The organism is Streptomyces sp. V4I8 (assembly GCF_041261225.1).
Classification (GTDB): domain Bacteria; phylum Actinomycetota; class Actinomycetes; order Streptomycetales; family Streptomycetaceae; genus Streptomyces.
Window position 1 is genome coordinate 2,884,172 of record NZ_JBGCCN010000001.1, and the last position, 19,175, is coordinate 2,903,346.

The following is a 19,175-nucleotide window of genomic DNA, read 5'->3' on the forward strand; positions in this document are numbered from 1 at the left end:
CGGGGCATGACGCCCAAAGCAGAAGAAAGCAGTGGTCCGCGTCTCGACGAGCGGATCACCGGCGCCCTGGTCGGCGCGGCGGTCGGGGACGCCCTCGGCGGCCCGGTGGAGGGCTACTCCCCCGACCAGATCCTTCAGCGCCACGGCGGCCGCGTCCACGGCATCGTCGGCCCCTGGAACGGCGACGCCTGGCGCACGGCCCGCCCCATCGCGCCGTACCACAAGGGCGACGGGCACGTCACCGACGACACCTTGATGACGCACGCGCTGATCCGGGTCTACGGGCAGGTCCGCGACCACCTCGACGCGTACGCGATCGCCGACCACCTGGTCCCGGACCTGATGACCAACCCGCGCTGGATCCCGGAGCTGGAGGCGGAGGCCCTCCCCCTCCAGCGCGTCTTCCTGGCGGAGAAATGGCTGGTGGCCCGCCTCCACTACGGCCATGTGGACCCGCGCGAAGCCGGCGTCGGCAACATCGTCAACTGCGGTGCCGCGATGTACATGGCCCCGGTCGGCCTGGTCAACGCGGCCGACCCGAGGGCCGCGTACGCCGAGGCGCTGGACGTCGCGGGCGCCCACCAGTCGTCGTACGGCCGTGAGGCGGCGGGCGTCTTCGCGGCGGCGGTGGCGACGGCGTGCACTCCCGGCGCCACACCGGACTCGGTCGTCTCGACCTGTCTGTCGCTGGCCAAGGACGGGACGAGGGCGGCGATCGAGAAGGTCTGCGAAGTGGCAGGCCGGTACACGGACTTCGAGTCGGCACTGACCCCGCTCCGGGAGGCGGTCACCCCGTACGACACGGTCGGCCCCGACTACCGACAGCCCTCCCTCGGCGCCCGCCGCCCGTCCCGGCTGCACGCCATCGAGGAACTCCCCGTCGCCCTGGGCATGTTGCTGGTCGCGAACGGCGAGTACCGCCAAGCGGTCCTGGGCGCGGTGAACTACGGCCGCGACTGCGACTCGATCGCGACGATGGCCGGCGCTCTGGCCGGCGCCCTGGGCTCACCGGTCCCCGAGGACTGGTCGAAGACGGTCGCGGAGGCCAGCCGCCTGGACCTCTGGGAGCCGCCCCGCACGCTGACCGAGGTGACGAGGGAGATCCACGCCCGGGACGTACACCGGCGCCGGGTCCACGAAGCGGCGTTCACCGCGCTGGAGGGCCGGCCATGCTCCGACTGACCTGGGTCCAGCCGGAGGACCTGCTCGGCCACGAGCTCCACCAGGCGGCCCTGGACGGCCGGGAGCCGTCGAGGATCGCGGCGCGCTGGAGGGCGGCGGGCGGCAGCGAGGCTCCGCTGCGGGCGGGGGCGTCGCCGGAGCCCGCGTCGCGGTATCTGCGGACGCTGGCCGAGGACCTGCTGGACGAACTGGCGGACCTGCCCAGCAGGTTGAAGGACGACGAGCCGACGGACCTGGAGAAGATCAAGCCCCTGTGCCCGGACTGGCCGAGCCACACCGGCACCGCCACCGCGTCCCCCACACCCACCCGCCTCGAAGCGGCCTGGCTGGGCCGAGCCGTCGGCTGCCTCCTGGGCAAGCCCGTGGAAAAGCTCCCCCTCGAAGCCATCCGCCAACTGGCCCGATCCACCGGCAACTGGCCCCTGACCACCTACTTCACCGCTCGCGGCGTCCCCGCCGACCTCCTCGCCGCCCACCCCTGGAACCGCCGCTCGGCCCCCACCTCCCTCGCCGAGAACATCGACGGCATGCCCGAGGACGACGACCTCAATTACCCCCTCCTCAGCCTCCTCCTGCTCCAACGCCACGGCAGAACCTTCACCACCGCCGACGTGGCCCGCCTCTGGCTGGACGAACTCCCGCCCGGCCGCGCCTTCACCGCCGAACGCATCGCCCACCGCAACCTCCTCCTCGGCATCGAGCCCCCGCACACGGCCCGCCACCGCAACCCCTTCCGCGAATGGATCGGCGCCCTCATCCGCGCGGACGTCCACGGCTGGACCAACCCCGGTGACCCGGCCGCCGCCGCCGAACAGGCCCACCGGGACGCCACCCTCACCCACACCGCCAACGGCGTCTACGCGGCGATGTTCACGGCGGCCGTCATCGCCCGGGCGGCGACGGCGACCGGCGCCCACGACATCCACGCCTGCCTGCGCACCGGCCTCACGGTGATCCCGCCGAACTCCCGGCTGGCCCGGGCGATCCACCACGCCGTCCAACTGGCCGACACCCACGACGACTTCGACACGGTCGTCGACGAACTCCACGCCACCCACGCCTCCACCCACCACTGGGTCCACGCCATCCCCAACACCGCCCTGATCGCCGCCGCCCTCACCCACGCCGACGGCGACTTCACCGGCGCCATCTGCCGTGCCGTGTCGGGAGGCTGGGACACCGACTCCAACGGCGCGACGGCGGGCAGCATCGCCGCCCTCCTCGCCGGCACCCCCTCCGCCCTCCCCGACCGCTGGACGGCCCCCCTCAAGAACCGCCTCGCCACGTCCGTCGCCGACTTCAACGGCACCGGCTTCGACACGCTCGCCCGGCTGACGCACGAGCTCACCCACCGACTCATCCCCTTGGAGGCCACTCGCCCATGACCGACATCGTCGTGCTCGGCAGCACGAACATGGACCTCGTCACCTACGTCGAAAAGGCTCCGCAGCGCGGCGAGACCGTGATGGGCCGGGAGTTCCGTACGATCCCCGGCGGCAAGGGCGCCAACCAGGCGATCGCGGCGGCCCGCGCGGGCGGCAACGTCCTGATGATCGGTGCCGTAGGCAACGACGCCTACGGCACCCACCTGCGCTCCACCCTGGAGCACTCCGGCGTGGACACCGACGACCTCCGCACGGTCGAGGGCCCCTCCGGCACCGCGCACATCGTGGTGGACGACGAGGGCGGCAACGCGATCGTCGTGATCCCCGGCGCCAACGGCACGCTGGACCATCTGAGCCCGGGCGACGAGGGCGTCATCGCCTCCGCCGACACCCTGCTGCTCCAGCTGGAGATCCCCCTGGCCGCGGTGATCGCCGGCGCCCAGGCGGCCCGCCGCCACGGCGTCCGTACGATCCTCACGCCCTCCCCCGCCCAGCCTCTGCCGGACGAACTCTTCGCCGCCGTCGACCTGTTGGTCCCCAACGAGCACGAGGCCGCCACCCTCACCGGCCGCACCGACCCCCGCGAGGCGGCCGTCGGGCTGCTCGACCTGGTGCCCGCGGTCGTCGTCACCCTGGGCGCGCTCGGCAGTCTGTACGTCAGCCGAGACGCCGATCCTGTGACCGTCCCCGCCCCGAAGGTCACCGCCGTCGACTCCACCGGCGCCGGCGACACCTTCGTCGGCGCCCTCGCGGTGGCGCTCGGCGAAGGGCGGCCCATGCCCGAGGCCCTGGCCTGGGCGGCCGCGGCGGCCGCGCTGTCGGTCCAGCGGGAGGGTGCCACGGTGTCGATGCCGTACCGCCCTGAGATCGAGGAGCGTCACACCGCATGAACGCCCCCGGAACCCGGCCCGGGCCCGCCGCTCCCTTGACCGGCCTCCGCGTCCTCGACCTGGCCACCCTCTTCGCCGGCCCCCTCGCCGCCACGATGCTCGGCGACTTCGGCGCGGAGGTCATCAAGGTCGAGCACCCCGAGAAGCCTGACCCCTCCCGCGGCCACGGCCCGTCGAAGGACGGCGTGGGCCTGTGGTGGAAGGTGCTCGGCCGCAACAAGCGCACGATCACCCTGAACCTCTCCAAGCCAGGCGGCCGCGCCACCCTCCTGCGCCTGGCCGCGACCGCGGACGTCGTCATCGAGAACTTCCGCCCCGGCACCCTGGAGAAATGGGACCTCGGCTGGCCGGAGCTCTCCGCCGCCAACCCCCGCCTGGTCCTCACCCGCGTCACCGGCTTCGGCCAGTTCGGCCCCTCCGCCCGCCGCCCCGGCTTCGGCACCCTCGCCGAGGCGATGAGCGGCTTCGCCGCGCTCACCGGCGAACCGGACGCGCCCCCGACGCTCCCGCCCTTCGGCCTCGCCGACTCGATCGCGGGCCTGGCGACCGCGTACGCCGTGATGACCGCGCTGGCCGCCCGCGACCGCACCGGCGAGGGCCAGGTCGTCGACATGGCGCTCATCGAGCCGATGCTGCTGGCCCTCGGCCCCCAGCCCACCTGGTACGACCAGCTCGGCTACGTCCAGGAACGCACCGGCAACCGCTCCGCCAACAACGCCCCGCGCAACACCTACCGCACCGCGGACGGCACCTGGGTGGCCGTCTCCACCTCCGCCCAGTCGATCGCCGAGCGCGTGATGCAGCTGGTGGGGCGCCCCGACCTGATCGACGAACCGTGGTTCGCGACGGGCGCCGACCGGGCCCGCCACGCCGATGTCCTCGACAAGGCGGTCGGCGACTGGATCGCCCGCCACACGCGCGCCGACGTCCTCGCGGCGTTCGAGAAGGCGGAGGCGGCCGTGGCCCCGATCCAGGACGTACGGGACGTCATGATCGACCCCCAGTACGCGGCCCTCGACACGATCACCACCGTCGACGACCCCGAGCTGGGCCCGCTGCGCATGCAGAACGTCCTCTTCCGCCTCTCCGCCACCCCCGGCGCGATCCGCTGGGCGGGCCGCCCGCACGGCGCGGACTCCGCCGAGATCCTCGCCGGCCTGGGCCTGACCCCCGCCGAACGGGCGGCCCTGCGCGAGGAGGGCACCCTGTGACCCGCTTCCCCCTGACCTGGCTGTACGCCCCCGGCGACCGCCCCCATGTGGTGGCCAAGGCCCTGACGTCCGGCGCCGACATCGTGATCGTCGACCTGGAGGACGCGGTCGCCCCGGACCGCAAGGACTACGCCCGCGCGGCCACGGCCGACCTGCTCTCCGAACCCGAGCACCCCGTCCCGGTCCACGTCCGCGTGAACGCCCTGGACACCCCGGCGGCGGCGAAGGACCTGGAGGCACTGGCCACGCGCCCCGGCCTGTCCGGCATCCGCCTGCCCAAGGTGCGGTCCGCCGACCAGATCGTCCGCCTCGCGGAGACCACACCACCGAGCGCGGGGGGCGCCCCGCCGCTCCACGCCCTTCTGGAGTCGGCCCTGGGCATCGAGCGGGCCTACGCGATCGCCTCCGCCCACCCGTCCCTGCGGGGCATCGCCCTCGGCGAGGCGGACCTACGGGCCGACCTGGGCATCCGGGGTGACGCGGGCCTCGACTGGTCCCGCTCCCGGGTCATCGTGGCGGCCCGGGCGGCAGGGCTGCCGCCCCCTCCCCAGACGGTCCACCCCGACATCCGTGACCTGGACGGCCTGGCGGCGACCTGCGCCCACGGCCGCACCCTGGGCTTCCTGGGCCGGGCGGCCATCCACCCCCGCCAGCTCCCGGTGATCGAGCGGGCCTACCTCCCCACGGAGGAGGAGCTGGAACAAGCGGAGACGATCATCAAGGCAGCGGCGACGAACCAAGGCGCCCAGGCCCTCCCGGACGGCAGCTTCATCGACGCGGCGGTGGTGGCGACGGCTCAGCGAACCCTGTCCTTGGTCCGCCGAAGCTGACCACCCTTTCCCGCCGCTACGGCGGGGACCCCACGGCGCGTTCCGGCGGTGCCGAACTCACCGAAACCCACGCCCACACACCAACGAGGGCGCCCGGAAGATTCCGAGCGCCCTCACCGCCGTACGGCCATGCCTCAATTCTTCTTCGTCGACCCGGCTTCGTCCTTGACGTCGTTCTTCACGTCGTCCTTCACCTCAGCCTCGGCCTCAGTCTCGCCGTCGGCGGCCTGGTCGGCACCCTCAGCAGCCTGGTCCGCACCGGACGCCTCGGCCTCACCGTCGGCGTTACCGCCGGAGGCACCCGGCTCGACGACCTCTTCGCGGCCCGGCCGCTTCTTCGCCGACACCACGAGGTACGTCACCGCCAGCAGGAACACGATCAGCGCGGTCCAGACGTTCAGCCGCACGCCCAGGATGTGGTGGGCGTCGTCGACGCGCATGTACTCGATCCACGCGCGGCCCGAGCAGTACGCGGCGACGTACAGCGCGAACGCCCGTCCGTGCCCCAGCTTGAAGCGGCGGTCGGCCCAGATCACCAGCAGCGCGACGCCGATGCACCACAGCGACTCGTACAGGAACGTCGGGTGGTAGGTGCCCGGCAGCCGCCCGTCCGTCGAGGAGGTGATCTCCAGCGCCCACGGCACGTCGGTCGGACGCCCGTACAGCTCCTGGTTGAACCAGTTGCCCCAGCGCCCGATCGCCTGCGCGAGGGCGATGCCGGGCGCCACGGCGTCGGCGTAGGCGGGCATCGGGATGCCACGGCGGCGGCAGCCGATCCACGCGCCCAGCGCGCCGAGCGCGATCGCGCCCCAGATGCCGAGGCCGCCCTCCCAGATCTTGAAGGCGTCCACCCAGTCACGGCCCTCGCTGAAGTACAGCTCGTAGTCCGTGATCACGTGGTAGAGGCGCCCGCCGACCAGGCCGAACGGCACGGCCCAGACCGCGATGTCGGCCACCGTGCCGGCCCGCCCGCCCCGGGCGATCCAGCGTTTGTTGCCGAGCCAGACGGCTACGAAGACACCGATGATGATGCAGAAGGCGTAGCCGCGCAGCGGAATGGGACCGAGGTGGATCACCCCGCGCGACGGGCTGGGAATGTAGGCAAGTTCCATGGCAAGGTCGACGCTACCCTGCCGGGCGGCAGCGATGGCAGGCGGCCCGGCTACGGGTCCATAACAGGCGGCGCCCGCCGTCGCCCCCCGGCGGGGCTCATCCCTTGGCGGCCTCCTCGACCATCTGCTTGAGCTTGGCCGGTGTCATCGTCTGGTCCTGGTAGATGTTCTTGCCGTTCAGCAGCACCGTCGGCGTGCCGCTGAAACCACCCTTCTGGAACGCCTCGTTGGACTTGTTGACCCAGCTGTTGTGCGTGCCGTCCTCGACGCACTTGCGGAAGGCCGGCGTGTCCAGACCCTCGACCTTGCCCGCGAGCTCGAGGAGCTTGCTGTTCTCGGCGAAGGCGTCGTCGGTCTCGGGGGGCTGGTTCTGGTACAGCACGTCGTGGTACGCCGTGAACTTCCCGGCGTCCTGGGCGCAGGCCGCGGCGTTGGCCGCGTTGCGCGAGCCGGTGCCGCCCATGCCGCCGTCGATGATCGTGGCCAGGTGGTAGTCGACTCTGAGCTTGCCGGCGTCCGTCAGCTCGTGAATCGTCGATCGGTAGCGGTCCTCGAAGGACTTGCAGGCCGGGCAGCGGAAGTCCTCCCAGACGACGAGTGTCGACTTGGCGCTCTCCTCGCCCACCGGGATCGCGAGGCCGTCCTTGCCCTGCGCCCCCGAGGGCCCCACGACCGGCCCCGCCGTGTCGCTGCCGTCGTCCTTGCCGGCGTTCGCCGCGACGACTCCGATCACCGCCGCGAGTCCCAGGACACAGACGACGCTCGCGCCCACGATCAGCGCGCGGCGCCGCTTGTCGGCGGCCTTCTGCTTGTCACGCTCGGCCGCCAGCCGCTCCCGGGCGGACCGCTTTCCCTCACGATTCTGTTCGCTCACACCCGCAGAACGAACCGGGGAGGCGCAGCGCGCCTCCCCGGCCCCAGGTCCACCCGTTCGAGCGACTCGTACGGAAGGCCCTTCTTCTGAAGATGTATCTCGCTCCCCGGAACCTCGCCGGAGGGGCCGGCCTACGCCTGTCCGCGCACACCCTTCGCCAGGTCACCGGCGAGCGCGCGCACGGCCTCGACACCGGCCGCGTCGTCGGGCGCGTCCAGCATCCGCTTGACGAAGGCCGAGCCGACGATCACGCCGTCGGCGAAGCCGGCGACCTCGGCGGCCTGCTCGGCGTTGGAGACGCCGAGGCCGACGCAGACGGGCAGGTCGGTGCCGGTGGCCCGGGTGCGCTCGACCAGGTCCTGCGCCTGTGCGCCCACGGACGCGCGGGTGCCGGTGACGCCCATCAGCGAGGCGGCGTAGACGAAGCCGCTGCCCGCCGCGGTGATCTGCGCGAGCCGCTCGTCCTTGCTGCTGGGCGCCACGACGAAGACCGTGGCGAGCCCGTGCTTCTCGGCGTGCTCCCTCCAGAGGGCCGCCTCCTGGACGGGCAGGTCGGGCAGGATGCAGCCCGCACCGCCCGCCTCGGCCAGCTCGGCGGTGAAGCGCTCGACGCCGTAGCGGTCGATGGGGTTCCAGTACGTCATGACGAGGATCGGCTTCCCGGTGGCCTCGTGCGCCTCGCGGACCGTGCGCATGACGTCCGCGATCTTGACGCCGCCGCGCAGGGCGATGTCGTCGGCGGTCTGGATGACGGGGCCGTCGAGGACGGGGTCGCTGTGCGGCAGCCCGACCTCCACGACGTCCGCGCCCCCGTCGAGGGCGGCCTTGATCGCCTCGATGCCGCCGTCCACGGTCGGGAACCCGGCCGGGAGGTAGGCGATGAGGGCGGAGCGGCCCTCGGCCTTGGCGGCCTGCAGGGTGTCCGTCAGCAGCTGGATGTTCCCGCTCACTTGGCGTCCCCCTCGATCTCGGCGGCGTCGGCGTCCGCGTCGGCGGCGACCTCGGCGTCGGTGTCGTACAGGCCGAAGTACCGCGCGGCCGTGTCCATGTCCTTGTCGCCGCGCCCGGACAGGTTGACGACGATCAGCCCGTCCTTGCCCAGCTCGCGGCCGACCTCCAGCGCACCGGCGAGCGCGTGGGCGCTCTCGATGGCCGGGATGATGCCCTCGGTGCGGGACAGCAGACGCAGGGCCTGCATCGCCGCGTCGTCCGTGACCGCGCGGTACTCACCGCGGCCGCTGTCCTTGAGGTAGGAGTGCTCCGGGCCGATGCCGGGGTAGTCCAGACCCGCCGAGATCGAGTACGGCTCGGTGATCTGGCCCTCCTCGTCCTGGAGGACGTAGGAGCGGGAGCCGTGCAGGATGCCGGGCTCGCCGGCGGTCAGCGTGGCCGCGTGCTCACCGGTCTCGACGCCGTGCCCGGCGGGCTCGCAGCCGATGAGGCGTACGTCCGTGTCGGGGATGAAGGCGTGGAAGAGGCCGATGGCGTTGGAGCCGCCGCCGACGCAGGCGACGGCGGCGTCGGGGAGACGTCCGGCCCGCTCCAGGAGCTGGCGGCGGGCCTCCACGCCGATGACGCGGTGGAAGTCGCGGACCATCGCCGGGAAGGGGTGCGGGCCGGCGACCGTGCCGAACAGGTAGTGCGTGTGGTCGACGTTGGCGACCCAGTCGCGGAACGCCTCGTTGATGGCGTCCTTGAGGGTGCGGCTGCCGGACTTCACGGCGATGACCTCGGCGCCGAGCATGCGCATGCGGGCCACGTTGAGGGCCTGGCGCTGGGTGTCGATCTCGCCCATGTAGATGGTGCAGTCGAGGCCGAACAGGGCGCAGGCCGTCGCCGTCGCGACGCCGTGCTGGCCGGCGCCGGTCTCCGCGATCACTCGGGTCTTGCCCATGCGCTTGGTGAGCAGGGCCTGGCCGAGCACGTTGTTGATCTTGTGGGAGCCGGTGTGGTTGAGGTCTTCCCGCTTCAGGAAGATCCGGGCGCCGCCCGCTTCCGCGGCGAACCGGGGGACCTCGGTGAGGGAGCTGGGGCGGCCGGTGTAGTTGACCAGGAGGTCGTCCAGTTCTCGGGCGAACTCGGGGTCGTGCTTGGCCTTGTCGTACTCGACGGCCACCTCGTCGACGGCGGCGACGAGGGCCTCCGGGATGAACTTGCCGCCGAACGCGCCGAAGTAGCCTTCGGCGCTCGGTACCTGACCCTCGGGGTCGGGAATGAAAAACTCGCTGGGCATGCGAAACCTCACGGTGAGTTTGGGAAATACCTAATCGCCGTGGGGGCGGGGCTCGATCGACGGCTGACGGCCGTCCGTGGCTTGTCGCGCAGTTCCCCGCGCCCCTATAGGGCGCGCTGCCATCGACGGCCGTTGACCTGCCCGGGTTCGTCTCCGATGACGTAGCGCACGCGACGGCCGTGCACGCGGCGTGCCGGCGCGCGGCAGCCACGAGGGCGGCAGCCGCGCGCGAGGCGGGCGTACCGGTCCACGGTCGTCACAGTGCGATTCATCGGGGTCAGCCTAGCCGGTGATCAGCTGCGCCCGTGCCGCAGTGCGGGGTGCTCGCCCGCCGCGACCAGGTCGGAGACCGCGGACTTCGGGTCCTTGCCGGTGACCAGGGACTCGCCGACCAGGACCGCGTCGGCGCCGGCGTTGGCGTAGGCGATGAGGTCGTGGGGGCCGCGGACGCCGGACTCGGCGACCTTGACGAGGTGGGCCGGGATCTCGGGTGCGACGCGCTCGAACGTGCCGCGGTCGACCTCAAGGGTCTTCAGGTTCCGCGCGTTGACGCCGATGATCTTCGCGCCGGCGTCCACGGCACGCTCGACCTCGTCCTCGTCGTGCACCTCGACCAGCGGGGTGAGGCCGATGGAGACCGCGCGCTCGATCAGCGACTCCAGCGCCGACTGGTCGAGGGCGGCGACGATCAGGAGCGCGAGGTCGGCGCCGTACGCGCGGGCCTCCCACAGCTGGTACGACGTGACGATGAAGTCCTTGCGCAGGACCGGGATGTCCACGCGGGCGCGGACCGCCTCCAGGTCGGCCAGCGAGCCGCCGAAGCGGCGCTGCTCCGTCAGCACGGAGATGACGGCCGCTCCGCCCGCCTCGTAGTCCGCGGCGAGTCCGGCCGGGTCGGCGATCGCGGCCAGCGCGCCCTTGGAGGGGCTGGACCGCTTGACCTCGCAGATGACCTTGACGCCGTCGCCCTTCAGCGCGGCGACCCCGTCCTTGGCCGCGGGAGCCTTGGCCGCGCGCTCCTTGAGCTCGTCGAGGCTGACGCGCGCCTGCCGCTCCGCGAGGTCGGCACGGACTCCGTCGATGATCTCGTCGAGCACACTCACGCGAGCGGCCCCCTTCCAGACGGTGGACTGTGAAAACGTGGACTGTGAAAGCGGTACGAAACCTATGGTCACTGTGATGATATCCGGAGGAGGGCGAAGGCTTCGCATCCGGTTGACGCCGGTCCCAGTACCTGGACGTTCTCCAGTTGATCAAGGGTGTAGCCAGCCACCGACCGGCAGGTTCCGGACAACGGTGAAGACCAGCAGCAACGCCCCCGCGGCCCACAGCTGTACCGGCCCGAGATCGATCCTCAGCGGGCGTCCACGCGCCGCACGGATCACCCAGACGGTCCACACCACGGCGAAGAGCACATAGCCGGCGACCGCCATCGCGTTGTCCTGGAGCGCCGCCGGGAAGTCCCCGTGCACCACGGCGTGCGCACTGCGCAGTCCTCCGCAGCCAGGGCAGTAGACGCCGGTGTACCGCAGGAGCGGACAGGCGGGGTAGTGGCCGGGCTCGTTCGGGTCCACGGTCCCCACGTACGCGAAGGCGCCGACGACGGCCGCGAGGACCCCGGCCGGGGCGGCCAGCCGCCTCAGCCCGCTCCCCGGTCCGGGCCGCGTCACCCTCTGGCCGTCGGTGTTCACGCCTCGCATTGTGCCCCGTGCGGCTGCTACGCGCGCGTGAGGGCGGCTTCCGGTACGTGGTGCACCGGGAGCCGCCCTCCGCGAGGTCGTTCGAGACCGCCGTACGGGATCAGCCCTGGACGTCCGCCGTCTCGCGCTTCTCCGCGAGGAGCACGTGCGAGTCCTTGGACTGGCCGAGGCCCATGCCGCGCATGATCCAGCCGACGACACCGCCGAGGACCACGACCCCCAGGCCGGCCCAGAAGCCCGCGGGCTGGGCCATCACCATGAAGGCGCCCGAGACGCAGAAACCGATGAAGGCGATCGTGACACCGGTCCAGGCGGCCGGGGTGTGACCGTGGCTGCTGCCCGCCATTGCTTGCTCCTCTTGCTGTGTACGTGTTGTACGTGGGTGAGCCGGTCGCTCGCTGTCATTGTCCCGCACGCGCCCGGGCGCGGTGATCGGGGGTCACGGCGCGCCCGCCCCCGCTCAGGTACCGGTCGGGTCCTCGCCCCGGTCGAGGGCCTTCCAGAGTTCTTCGGGGCGGTCGGGGTCGACGGCCGGTGACCTGCGGCGTGGCCGGGGGACGCCACCGCGCTCGTAGCGGCCGGACATGCCGGGCCACAGCCGGCCGTAGCGCAGGGCCAGCAGTCCGGCGAGCAGGATCAGGACGCCGCCGACGGCCGCGACGTACGGCCAGGCGGTGTGGGTGAGGGCCTCGACGGTGGCCGAGGTGTCGCCGGAGGCCTGCGCGGCCTTCTCGTCCAGCGCGGAGCTGTCGGAGGCGCCGAGCAGGGCGGCGGCGACGGTGCCGGCTCCGGAGAGCGCGAGCAGGGCGGCGACCATGAAGCGGCCGGCGCGGCGGACGGCGAAGACGGCGACGAGCGCGGCGAGCCCCACTATGGCCAGGGCCGCGGGGACGCCCGTGACGTCGCTGCCCTTGGCGATCAGGGGGAACGGGCCGCCGGCCACCGTCACGGTGCCCTCCGACCAGCGCTGCCGGGTCGAGAGCAGCGCGACGGCCGCGCCGAGCGCACCGCACAGCAGGGCGGCGGCGAGGCTCATACGGCCGGCCCGGGCGGAACCGGGGGCTTCGGAACGGGGGTGAGGAACAGCAGTCACGTACTCCACTATCACCCGAACCCCGAGCGAACAGTCACCCGGGGTTCCGGTGAAGCGGCCACGGGGGTTCAGGTGAAGCGGCCACCGGGTTCAGGTGAAGCGGCCACCGCGGCTCATGTGCGGCGGCCGTCCGGGGTCACCTGAGCCGGTTACGCGAGCCGGTTCGCCGTGTGTACCGCCCGCAGGACCGCCGCCGCCTTGTTCCGGCACTCGGTGTCCTCGGCGACCGGGTCCGAGTCGGCGACGATGCCCGCGCCGGCCTGGACGTACGCCGTGCCGCCGCGCAGCAGGGCCGTACGGATCGCGATGGCGGTGTCGGAGTCGCCCGCGAAGTCGAGGTAGCCGACGCAGCCGCCGTACAACCCCCGCCTGGACGGCTCCAGTTCGTCGATGATCTGCATCGCGCGGGGCTTGGGGGCGCCGGAGAGGGTGCCCGCCGGGAAGCAGGCCGTCAGGACGTCGAAGGCGGTGCGGCCGGGTGCCACACGTCCCGTCACGGTCGAGACGATGTGCATCACGTGCGAGTACCGCTCGATGGACATGAAGTCGACGACCTCGACCGAACCCGGCTCGCAGACCCGCCCCAGGTCGTTGCGGCCCAGGTCGACCAGCATGAGGTGCTCGGCGCGCTCCTTGGGGTCGGCGAGCAGCTCGTCGGCGAGGGCCTGGTCCTCCTGCGGGGTGGCGCCGCGCCACCGGGTGCCGGCGATGGGGTGGACCATGGCCTGTCCGTCCTCGACCTTCACCAGGGCTTCCGGCGAGGAGCCGACGACGTCGAAGCCGTCGAAGCGGAACAGGTACATGTACGGGGAGGGATTGGTCGCCCGCAGGACCCGGTAGACGTCCAACGCGCTTGCCGTGCAGGGCGTTTCGAAGCGCTGGGAGGGGACGACCTGGAAGGCCTCGCCGGCCCGGATGCGCTCCTTGATGTCCTCGACGGCCTCCTGGAAGTCCTCGCCGCCCCAGAGGGCCGTGTAGTCGGGCAGCTCGGAGGGCGGGAGCACGGCCGGCGGCTGGGCGACCGGGCGCGACAGGTCGGCCTGCATGGCGTCGAGGCGGGCGACCGCGTCGGCGTAGGCCTCGTCGACGCCGGTGTCGAGGTCGTTGTGGTTGATCGCGTTGGCGATCAGCAGGACCGAGCCCTCCCAGTGGTCCATGACGGCGAGGTCACTGGTGAGCAGCATGGTCAGCTCGGGCAGCTTCAGGTCGTCCCGCTCGCCGGGGCCGATCTTCTCCAGACGGCGCACGATGTCGTAGCCGAGGTAGCCGACCATGCCGCCGGTGAAGGGCGGCAGGCCCAGGTCGTGGGCGAGGTCGCGGGGGGTGTGCAGGGCCTCGATGGTGGCGCGCAGGGCGGCGAGCGGGTCGCCCTCGGCGGGGACGCCGACGGGCGGGGCGCCGAGCCAGTGGGCCTGTCCGTCGCGCTCGGTGAGTGTCCCGGCGGACCGGACACCCACGAACGAATAGCGGGACCAGGACCGGCCGTTCTCCGCGGACTCCAGCAGGAACGTGCCGGGGCGCTCGGCGGCGAGCTTGCGGTAGAGGGCGACCGGGGTGTCGCCGTCGGCGAGGAGCTTGCGGGTGACCGGAATGACGCGACGGTCGGAGGCCAGCTTGCGGAACGTCTCGAGGTCCATGGCGGCTGACCTTACTGATCCGAGCCCGGTACGCCGGAATCGGCGTCCTTGAGCAGCACGTCCACGTCGAAGCAGGTACGCGCGCCCGTGTGGCAGGCCGCGCCGACCTGGTCGACCCTGACGAGCACGGTGTCCGCGTCGCAGTCGAGCGCGACGGACTTGACCCACTGGAAGTGACCGGAGGTGTCGCCCTTGACCCAGTACTCCTGGCGGCTGCGCGACCAGTAGGTGCAGCGGCCGGTGGTGAGCGTCCGATGCAGCGCCTCGTCGTCCATCCAGCCGAGCATCAGCACCTCTCCGGTGTCGTACTGCTGGGCGATGGCGGGCAGGAGTCCGTCCGCGCTGCGCTTGAGGCGGGCGGCGATCTCGGGGTCCAGCCGGCTGGGCTGACGAGGCGTGCTGGTGGTCATGCATGCCATTGTGCCGCCTGCCACTGACAGTGACGGCCCGCTGTCCGGTGAGTGGATGGGGGGCGACGGGTGGGCGGACCTGGTACGTGGTCGTAGGCTGACTGCATGTCGACCTTCGCCAAGCGTGAACGACTTCTCATGGCCGACCTCTTGGAGGCCGAGGGCCCCGACGCCCCCACACTCTGCGAGGGCTGGACGACCCGTGTCCTGGCCGCGCACGTGGTGGTGCGCGAGCGCCGCCCCGACGCCGCCGCGGGCATCCTGATCAAGCCGCTCGCCCCGCGTCTGGACAAGGCGATGGAGGAGTTCGCGGCGAAGCCGTACGAGGAGCTGATCCAGCTCATCCGCAGCGGCCCGCCGCGCTTCTCGCCCTTCCAGCTCAAGCAGATCGACGAGGCGTCGAACACCATCGAGTTCTACGTCCACACGGAGGACGTCCGCCGCGCCCAGCCGGACTGGACGCCCCGCGAACTCGACCCGGTCTTCCAGGACGCCCTGTGGTCCCGCCTGGAGCGCTCCGCCCGTCTGGTGGGCCGCAGCGCCCCCACGGGCCTGGTGCTGCGCCGCCCCGACGGCCAGACGGCGGTCGCCCACAAGGGCACGCCCGTCGTCACGGTGACCGGCGAGCCGTCGGAGCTGCTCCTGTTCGCCTACGGCCGCCAGAGCGCCGCCAAGGTCGAGCTGGACGGCGACAAGGACGCGATCGCCAAGCTGCACGAGGGGAAGCAGCTGGGGATCTGAGGGTCACTTCGGCAGTTCGGCGCGGCGCAGGCCGGGCACACACAGGGCGATCACCCCGCCGAGCCCGCACACCGCCGCGCTGACCACGAAGACCGGCCCGGTGCCCCAGACTCCGATGGCGGTGGCGGTCAGCGGCATGCTCAGCGGGGCGAAGCCGAGGCTGACCAGCGAGGAGACGGCGGTGACACGGCCCAGGTACGCCGGGTCGGCCTGGGTCTGGAGCAGGGCGCCGCACATGGCGCCGCTGAGTCCGGCGAGCAGTCCGATGGACAGGGCCACGCCGACGGCCGTGACGACGCCGGGGGCGAAGGCCAGGGCGCCGATCGCGACGGACCCGGCGAGGATCGCGTACGCCGCCACGCGCCCGGCGTGCGGCAGGTGCCCGCGCACGGTCAGCAGCAGGGAGGCGGCGCCCGCCCCGACGCCGAACCCGCCGAGCACCCAGCCCATCCCGGAGGCGCCCCAGCCACGCTCATCGGCGAGCAGGGTCAGACCGACGTTGAGCGGGCCGACGAAGCCGAGGTCTCCGAGGGCGATGACCGCCATCAGCGGGGCCAGCACCCGGTGCCGGCGGATGTAGCCGAGACCGGCCGTCAGGTCGCGCCAGGCCGTGCCGTCGCGAGAGGTGACCCTGTCGTCGGCGGACAGCTCCCGCATCCGTACGAAGACCAGCAGCGGCACCGACACGGCGATCAGCAGTCCCGCGAGGGCGAACGCGGCCGCCGCGCCCCCGACCGCCACGGCCAGCCCGCCGAGCGGGCCGCCGACGACGCTCGCGAAGCGGATGCCGAGCCCGCGCATCCCCTGCACGCGGGCGAGCTGCCCGCGACTCGTCACGCGCGCGGGGAGGGCCCCCACGGCCGGCATGAACACGGCGTCCACGATGCCGAAGACGAGGGCCAGCAGGGCCAGCGGCCACAGGCCGGGAGTGGTGAGGAACAGGAGCGCCGCGACCGCGAGCACGGCCGCGCAGCGCAGCGCGTCACTGCCTATGACGACCCTGCGCGGGCCCAGCCGGTCGGCGATCACTCCCCCGCCCAGCATCAGCAGCGCCCGGGGCAGCGCGCTCACCGCCATGACCACTCCGGCCTGCGAGGGTGAACCGGCCTGGACGGCCGCCCAGGACAAGGCGATGTAGTAGACGCTGTCACCCGTCATCGAGGCGGTGTAGGCGGTGAGCCAGCGCAGTACGTTGCCGTCGCGGTGGGCGGGCCGTTCGGCGGCGTCCGCCGGGGCCATGAGCGTGGCGGTCACGGGACAGGGTCCTCTCAGGCGCGGAACGGGAAGGCGTACGTGTGCACCGCGACGTTCTCGCGGCCCTCGGTCTCTCCTGCGGCGTCGGCGGCGCGGCCCTGCTCGTCGTACCGGCGGAGCAGGGCGAGCAACTCCTTGTTCAGCTCGGTCAGTTCGTCGGCCGTGAGACGCAGGTTGGACTCGGTGGACTCGGCCGCCCGGTTCCACTCGGGGCCCCAGTGCGCCCGCTCGTCGAGCCAGCGTCTGTACATGTCCGTGCGCTGCTCGGCGAAGAGCCGGCTCGCGGCCGTGTGCGCGGCCGCCTTCTCGGGGGCGTCTCGGAAGTCCTCGTCCCGGATGCTCACTCCGTCCGAGGCGGGCTGCCACCAGCGCTCCCGCCCGTCCGCGCTCTGCGGTTCGGCCTCTTCGATGAGCCCGTGCTCGGCGAGCTTGCGCAGGTGGTAGCTGACCAGCGAGACCGCCTCGTCGACCTGCTCGGCGAGCTGTGAGGCGGTGGCGGCGCGGGCGATCGTCAGCCCGCGGAGAAGGTTCATCCGCAGCGGGTGGGCGAGCGCCTTGAGGGTGCCCAGGTCCGTGATCCGGCGGTCTCTTTCCTTGCCTGTCATGCCCTCACCGTAGATACGAAAGAAAAATTGCACAATAGATTTTGCGCAACTTCTCTTTTGCATCTGCCCACGAGAAAGCCCCGGCCACCGCGCGGGCGACCGGGGCTCGACGGGGCTCGGCCCGAGCGTCAGCGGACGGGGTGCCCCGCCCCCCGCAGCGCGTCCTTCACCTCGCCGATCCGCAGATCGCCGAAGTGGAACACCGACGCGGCGAGCACCGCGTCCGCCCCCGACTCGATGGCCGGCGCGAAGTCGGCCAGCTTGCCCGCGCCGCCGGAGGCGATCACCGGCACCGTCACGTGCTTGCGTACGGCCTGGATCATCTCCAGGTCGTAGCCGTCCTTGGTGCCGTCCGCGTCCATCGAATTCAGCAGGATCTCCCCCGCGCCCAGCTCGGCCGCGCGGTAGGCCCACTCGACGGCGTCGATGCCGGTGCCGCGACGGCCGCCGTGGGTGGTGACCTCGAAGGTGCCCTCGGGAGTGCGCCGCGCGTCGACCGAGAGGACCAGCACCTGCCGCCCGAAGCGCTCGGCGATCTCGCGGATCAGCTCGGGACGGGCGATGGCCGCGGTGTTGACGCCCACCTTGTCGGCGCCCGCGCGCAGCAGCTTGTCCACGTCCTCGGCCGTACGGACACCGCCGCCGACCGTCAGCGGGATGAAGACCTGCTCGGCCGTGCGGCGCACGACGTCGTAGGTCGTCTCGCGGTTGCCGGACGACGCGGTGATGTCCAGGAACGTCAGCTCGTCGGCGCCCTCGGCGTCGTACACCTTGGCCATCTCGACGGGGTCGCCCGCGTCGCGCAGGTTCTGGAAGTTGACGCCCTTGACGACCCGGCCGTTGTCCACGTCCAGGCAGGGGATGACTCGGACCGCCAGGGTCATGAAACCGGCTCCTCTAACGTCCTCTGAATGCTTCTATTTCCACTTCGACCAGGATGCGCGAGTCCACGAAACCCTCCACGACGAGCAACGTCGAGACCGGGCGCACCGTGTCGAAGAACTCCTTGTGGGCGCGGCCCACGGCGTCCACGTCGCGCGCGTGGGTCAGGTACATCCGGGTCCGGATGACGGACTCGACGCCGAGCCCGAACTCGCCCAGCGCCTCGACCGCGTGGGTGAAGGCCACGTTGGCCTGCTCGTACGGGTCGCCCTCGCCGTACAGCACGTCCCCCTTGAAGGACGTCGTGCCCGCCACCAGCACACGATCACCCGCCGCCACGGCGCGTGCGAAACCGAAGGACTCTTCCCAGGGACTTCCGCTCTGCACGCGCCGTACGGCATCGGACGTCATGACGAGACAACCTCCAGGGCCTCTTCCAGGGTGAACGCCTTCGCGTACAGGGCCTTCCCGACGATGGAGCCCTCGACACCGAGCGGGACCAGCTCGGCGATGGCCCGCAGGTCGTCCAGGGACGAGACGCCGCCGGAGGCGACCACCGGGCGGTCCGTCGCCGCGCAGACGTTCTTCAGCAGCTCCAGGTTCGGGCCCTGGAGCGTGCCGTCCTTGGCGATGTCCGTGACCACGTAGCGCGCGCAGCCCTCGTTGTTGAGGCGCTCCAGCGTCTCGTAGAGGTCGCCGCCGTCACGGGTCCAGCCGCGGCCGCGCAGGGTCGTGCCGCGTACGTCGAGGCCGACGGCGATCTTGTCGCCGTGCTCGGCGATGACCTTGGCGACCCACTCGGGGGTCTCCAGGGCGGCCGTACCGAGGTTCACGCGCGTGCAGCCGGTGGCGAGCGCGGCGGCCAGGGAGGCGTCGTCGCGGATGCCGCCGGACAGCTCGACCTTGATGTCCATCGCCTTGGCGACCTCGGCGATCAGCTCGCGGTTGTCGCCGGTGCCGAAGGCGGCGTCCAGGTCGACCAGGTGCAGCCACTCGGCGCCCGACCGCTGCCAGGCGAGGGCGGCCTCCAGCGGGGAGCCGTAGGAGGTCTCGGTGCCGGACTCGCCGTGCACGAGGCGGACGGCCTGGCCGTCGCGGACGTCGACGGCGGGGAGGAGTTCGAGCTTGGCCATGTC

At 72.3% G+C, this 19,175-nt stretch carries 22 protein-coding genes; 6 read left to right on the forward strand and 16 right to left on the reverse strand.

Annotation, left to right across the window (positions count from 1 at the left end; genetic code table 11):
- The first annotated feature begins 6 nt into the window (after positions 1-6).
- Genes ABIE67_RS13090 through ABIE67_RS13110 form a run of 5 tightly spaced genes read left to right on the forward strand, consistent with a single transcriptional unit; the run spans position 7 to position 5,498 of the window.
- Positions 7-1,182, forward strand: a complete 1,176-nt coding sequence (locus tag ABIE67_RS13090) for an ADP-ribosylglycohydrolase family protein (protein ID WP_370256649.1) — start codon at positions 7-9, stop codon at positions 1,180-1,182.
- On the forward strand, positions 1,170-2,567 hold the full coding sequence (locus ABIE67_RS13095) for an ADP-ribosylglycohydrolase family protein (RefSeq protein ID WP_370256651.1): 1,398 nt from the start codon (positions 1,170-1,172) through the stop codon (positions 2,565-2,567). Before ABIE67_RS13090 ends, ABIE67_RS13095 begins: the two co-directional genes overlap by 13 nt.
- Positions 2,564-3,457: a ribokinase gene (gene rbsK / locus ABIE67_RS13100; protein ID WP_370256653.1), complete on the forward strand. Its 894-nt coding sequence runs from the start codon at positions 2,564-2,566 to the stop codon at positions 3,455-3,457. The genes ABIE67_RS13095 and rbsK overlap by 4 nt, the downstream gene beginning before the upstream one ends.
- Complete coding sequence (locus tag ABIE67_RS13105) at positions 3,454-4,668, forward strand: CaiB/BaiF CoA transferase family protein (protein ID WP_370256656.1); 1,215 nt, start codon at positions 3,454-3,456, stop codon at positions 4,666-4,668. The genes rbsK and ABIE67_RS13105 overlap by 4 nt, the downstream gene beginning before the upstream one ends.
- Positions 4,665-5,498 (forward strand): CoA ester lyase, encoded by an 834-nt coding sequence (locus ABIE67_RS13110; protein ID WP_370256657.1) that lies wholly within the window; start codon positions 4,665-4,667, stop codon positions 5,496-5,498. Before ABIE67_RS13105 ends, ABIE67_RS13110 begins: the two co-directional genes overlap by 4 nt.
- Positions 5,499-5,632: 134 nt before the next feature.
- Here the strand turns inward: ABIE67_RS13110 and lgt are convergent, their stop codons facing one another.
- From lgt to hisI, 11 genes are all read right to left on the reverse strand, one after another.
- Complete coding sequence (lgt, locus tag ABIE67_RS13115) at positions 5,633-6,610, reverse strand: prolipoprotein diacylglyceryl transferase (protein WP_370256658.1); 978 nt, start codon at positions 6,608-6,610, stop codon at positions 5,633-5,635.
- 97 nt (positions 6,611-6,707) lie between these two features.
- Positions 6,708-7,484 (reverse strand): DsbA family protein, encoded by a 777-nt coding sequence (locus tag ABIE67_RS13120; protein ID WP_370256659.1) that lies wholly within the window; start codon positions 7,482-7,484, stop codon positions 6,708-6,710.
- Positions 7,485-7,615: 131 nt separating this feature from the next.
- Positions 7,616-8,434: a tryptophan synthase subunit alpha gene (gene trpA, locus ABIE67_RS13125; protein WP_370256661.1), complete on the reverse strand. Its 819-nt coding sequence runs from the start codon at positions 8,432-8,434 to the stop codon at positions 7,616-7,618.
- Entirely contained in the window at positions 8,431-9,717 is a 1,287-nt protein-coding gene (gene trpB, locus ABIE67_RS13130) for a tryptophan synthase subunit beta (RefSeq protein WP_370256663.1), read from the reverse strand. The genes trpA and trpB overlap by 4 nt, the downstream gene beginning before the upstream one ends.
- A 104-nt stretch (positions 9,718-9,821) precedes the next feature.
- Positions 9,822-9,989, reverse strand: a complete 168-nt coding sequence (gene trpM / locus ABIE67_RS13135; RefSeq protein ID WP_369270424.1) for a tryptophan biosynthesis modulator TrpM — start codon at positions 9,987-9,989, stop codon at positions 9,822-9,824.
- 21 nt (positions 9,990-10,010) lie between these two features.
- Positions 10,011-10,820: an indole-3-glycerol phosphate synthase TrpC gene (gene trpC / locus ABIE67_RS13140; RefSeq protein ID WP_370256666.1), complete on the reverse strand. Its 810-nt coding sequence runs from the start codon at positions 10,818-10,820 to the stop codon at positions 10,011-10,013.
- Positions 10,821-10,970: 150 nt separating this feature from the next.
- Complete coding sequence (locus tag ABIE67_RS13145) at positions 10,971-11,417, reverse strand: DUF2752 domain-containing protein (RefSeq protein WP_370256668.1); 447 nt, start codon at positions 11,415-11,417, stop codon at positions 10,971-10,973.
- Between the two features lie 100 nt (positions 11,418-11,517).
- Complete coding sequence (locus ABIE67_RS13150; RefSeq protein WP_370256669.1) at positions 11,518-11,763, reverse strand: HGxxPAAW family protein; 246 nt, start codon at positions 11,761-11,763, stop codon at positions 11,518-11,520.
- 114 nt (positions 11,764-11,877) lie between these two features.
- Positions 11,878-12,519, reverse strand: a complete 642-nt coding sequence (locus ABIE67_RS13155; RefSeq protein ID WP_370268524.1) for a TIGR02234 family membrane protein — start codon at positions 12,517-12,519, stop codon at positions 11,878-11,880.
- Between the two features lie 140 nt (positions 12,520-12,659).
- Positions 12,660-14,147, reverse strand: coding sequence for an anthranilate synthase component I (locus ABIE67_RS13160; protein WP_370256671.1), 1,488 nt, complete (start codon positions 14,145-14,147; stop codon positions 12,660-12,662).
- An 11-nt stretch (positions 14,148-14,158) separates the two neighbouring features.
- Positions 14,159-14,557: a phosphoribosyl-AMP cyclohydrolase gene (hisI, locus tag ABIE67_RS13165; RefSeq protein WP_370256672.1), complete on the reverse strand. Its 399-nt coding sequence runs from the start codon at positions 14,555-14,557 to the stop codon at positions 14,159-14,161.
- 105 nt (positions 14,558-14,662) lie between these two features.
- Here hisI and ABIE67_RS13170 point away from each other — a divergent pair, with 105 nt between their 5' ends.
- Positions 14,663-15,298: a TIGR03085 family metal-binding protein gene (locus ABIE67_RS13170; RefSeq protein ID WP_370256673.1), complete on the forward strand. Its 636-nt coding sequence runs from the start codon at positions 14,663-14,665 to the stop codon at positions 15,296-15,298.
- 3 nt (positions 15,299-15,301) lie between these two features.
- Here ABIE67_RS13170 and ABIE67_RS13175 read toward each other — a convergent pair whose 3' ends face one another.
- From ABIE67_RS13175 to priA, 5 genes are all read right to left on the reverse strand, one after another.
- Entirely contained in the window at positions 15,302-16,537 is a 1,236-nt protein-coding gene (locus tag ABIE67_RS13175) for an MFS transporter (protein ID WP_370268529.1), read from the reverse strand.
- A gap of 29 nt (positions 16,538-16,566) precedes the next feature.
- Positions 16,567-17,157 carry an ArsR/SmtB family transcription factor gene (locus ABIE67_RS13180; protein ID WP_370256674.1) on the reverse strand — a complete coding sequence of 197 codons (591 nt, stop codon included), beginning with the start codon at positions 17,155-17,157 and terminating at the stop codon, positions 16,567-16,569.
- 128 nt (positions 17,158-17,285) lie between these two features.
- The gene (gene hisF / locus ABIE67_RS13185) at positions 17,286-18,041 is read right to left on the reverse strand and encodes an imidazole glycerol phosphate synthase subunit HisF (protein ID WP_370256677.1); all 756 of its coding nucleotides are present in this window, start codon (positions 18,039-18,041) and stop codon (positions 17,286-17,288) included.
- Positions 18,042-18,054: 13 nt separating this feature from the next.
- Complete coding sequence (locus ABIE67_RS13190) at positions 18,055-18,450, reverse strand: RidA family protein (RefSeq protein ID WP_370256678.1); 396 nt, start codon at positions 18,448-18,450, stop codon at positions 18,055-18,057.
- Positions 18,447-19,172 carry a bifunctional 1-(5-phosphoribosyl)-5-((5-phosphoribosylamino)methylideneamino)imidazole-4-carboxamide isomerase/phosphoribosylanthranilate isomerase PriA gene (gene priA, locus ABIE67_RS13195; RefSeq protein ID WP_062719041.1) on the reverse strand — a complete coding sequence of 242 codons (726 nt, stop codon included), beginning with the start codon at positions 19,170-19,172 and terminating at the stop codon, positions 18,447-18,449. The genes ABIE67_RS13190 and priA overlap by 4 nt, the downstream gene beginning before the upstream one ends.
- Between the last annotated feature and the right edge of the window lie 3 nt (positions 19,173-19,175).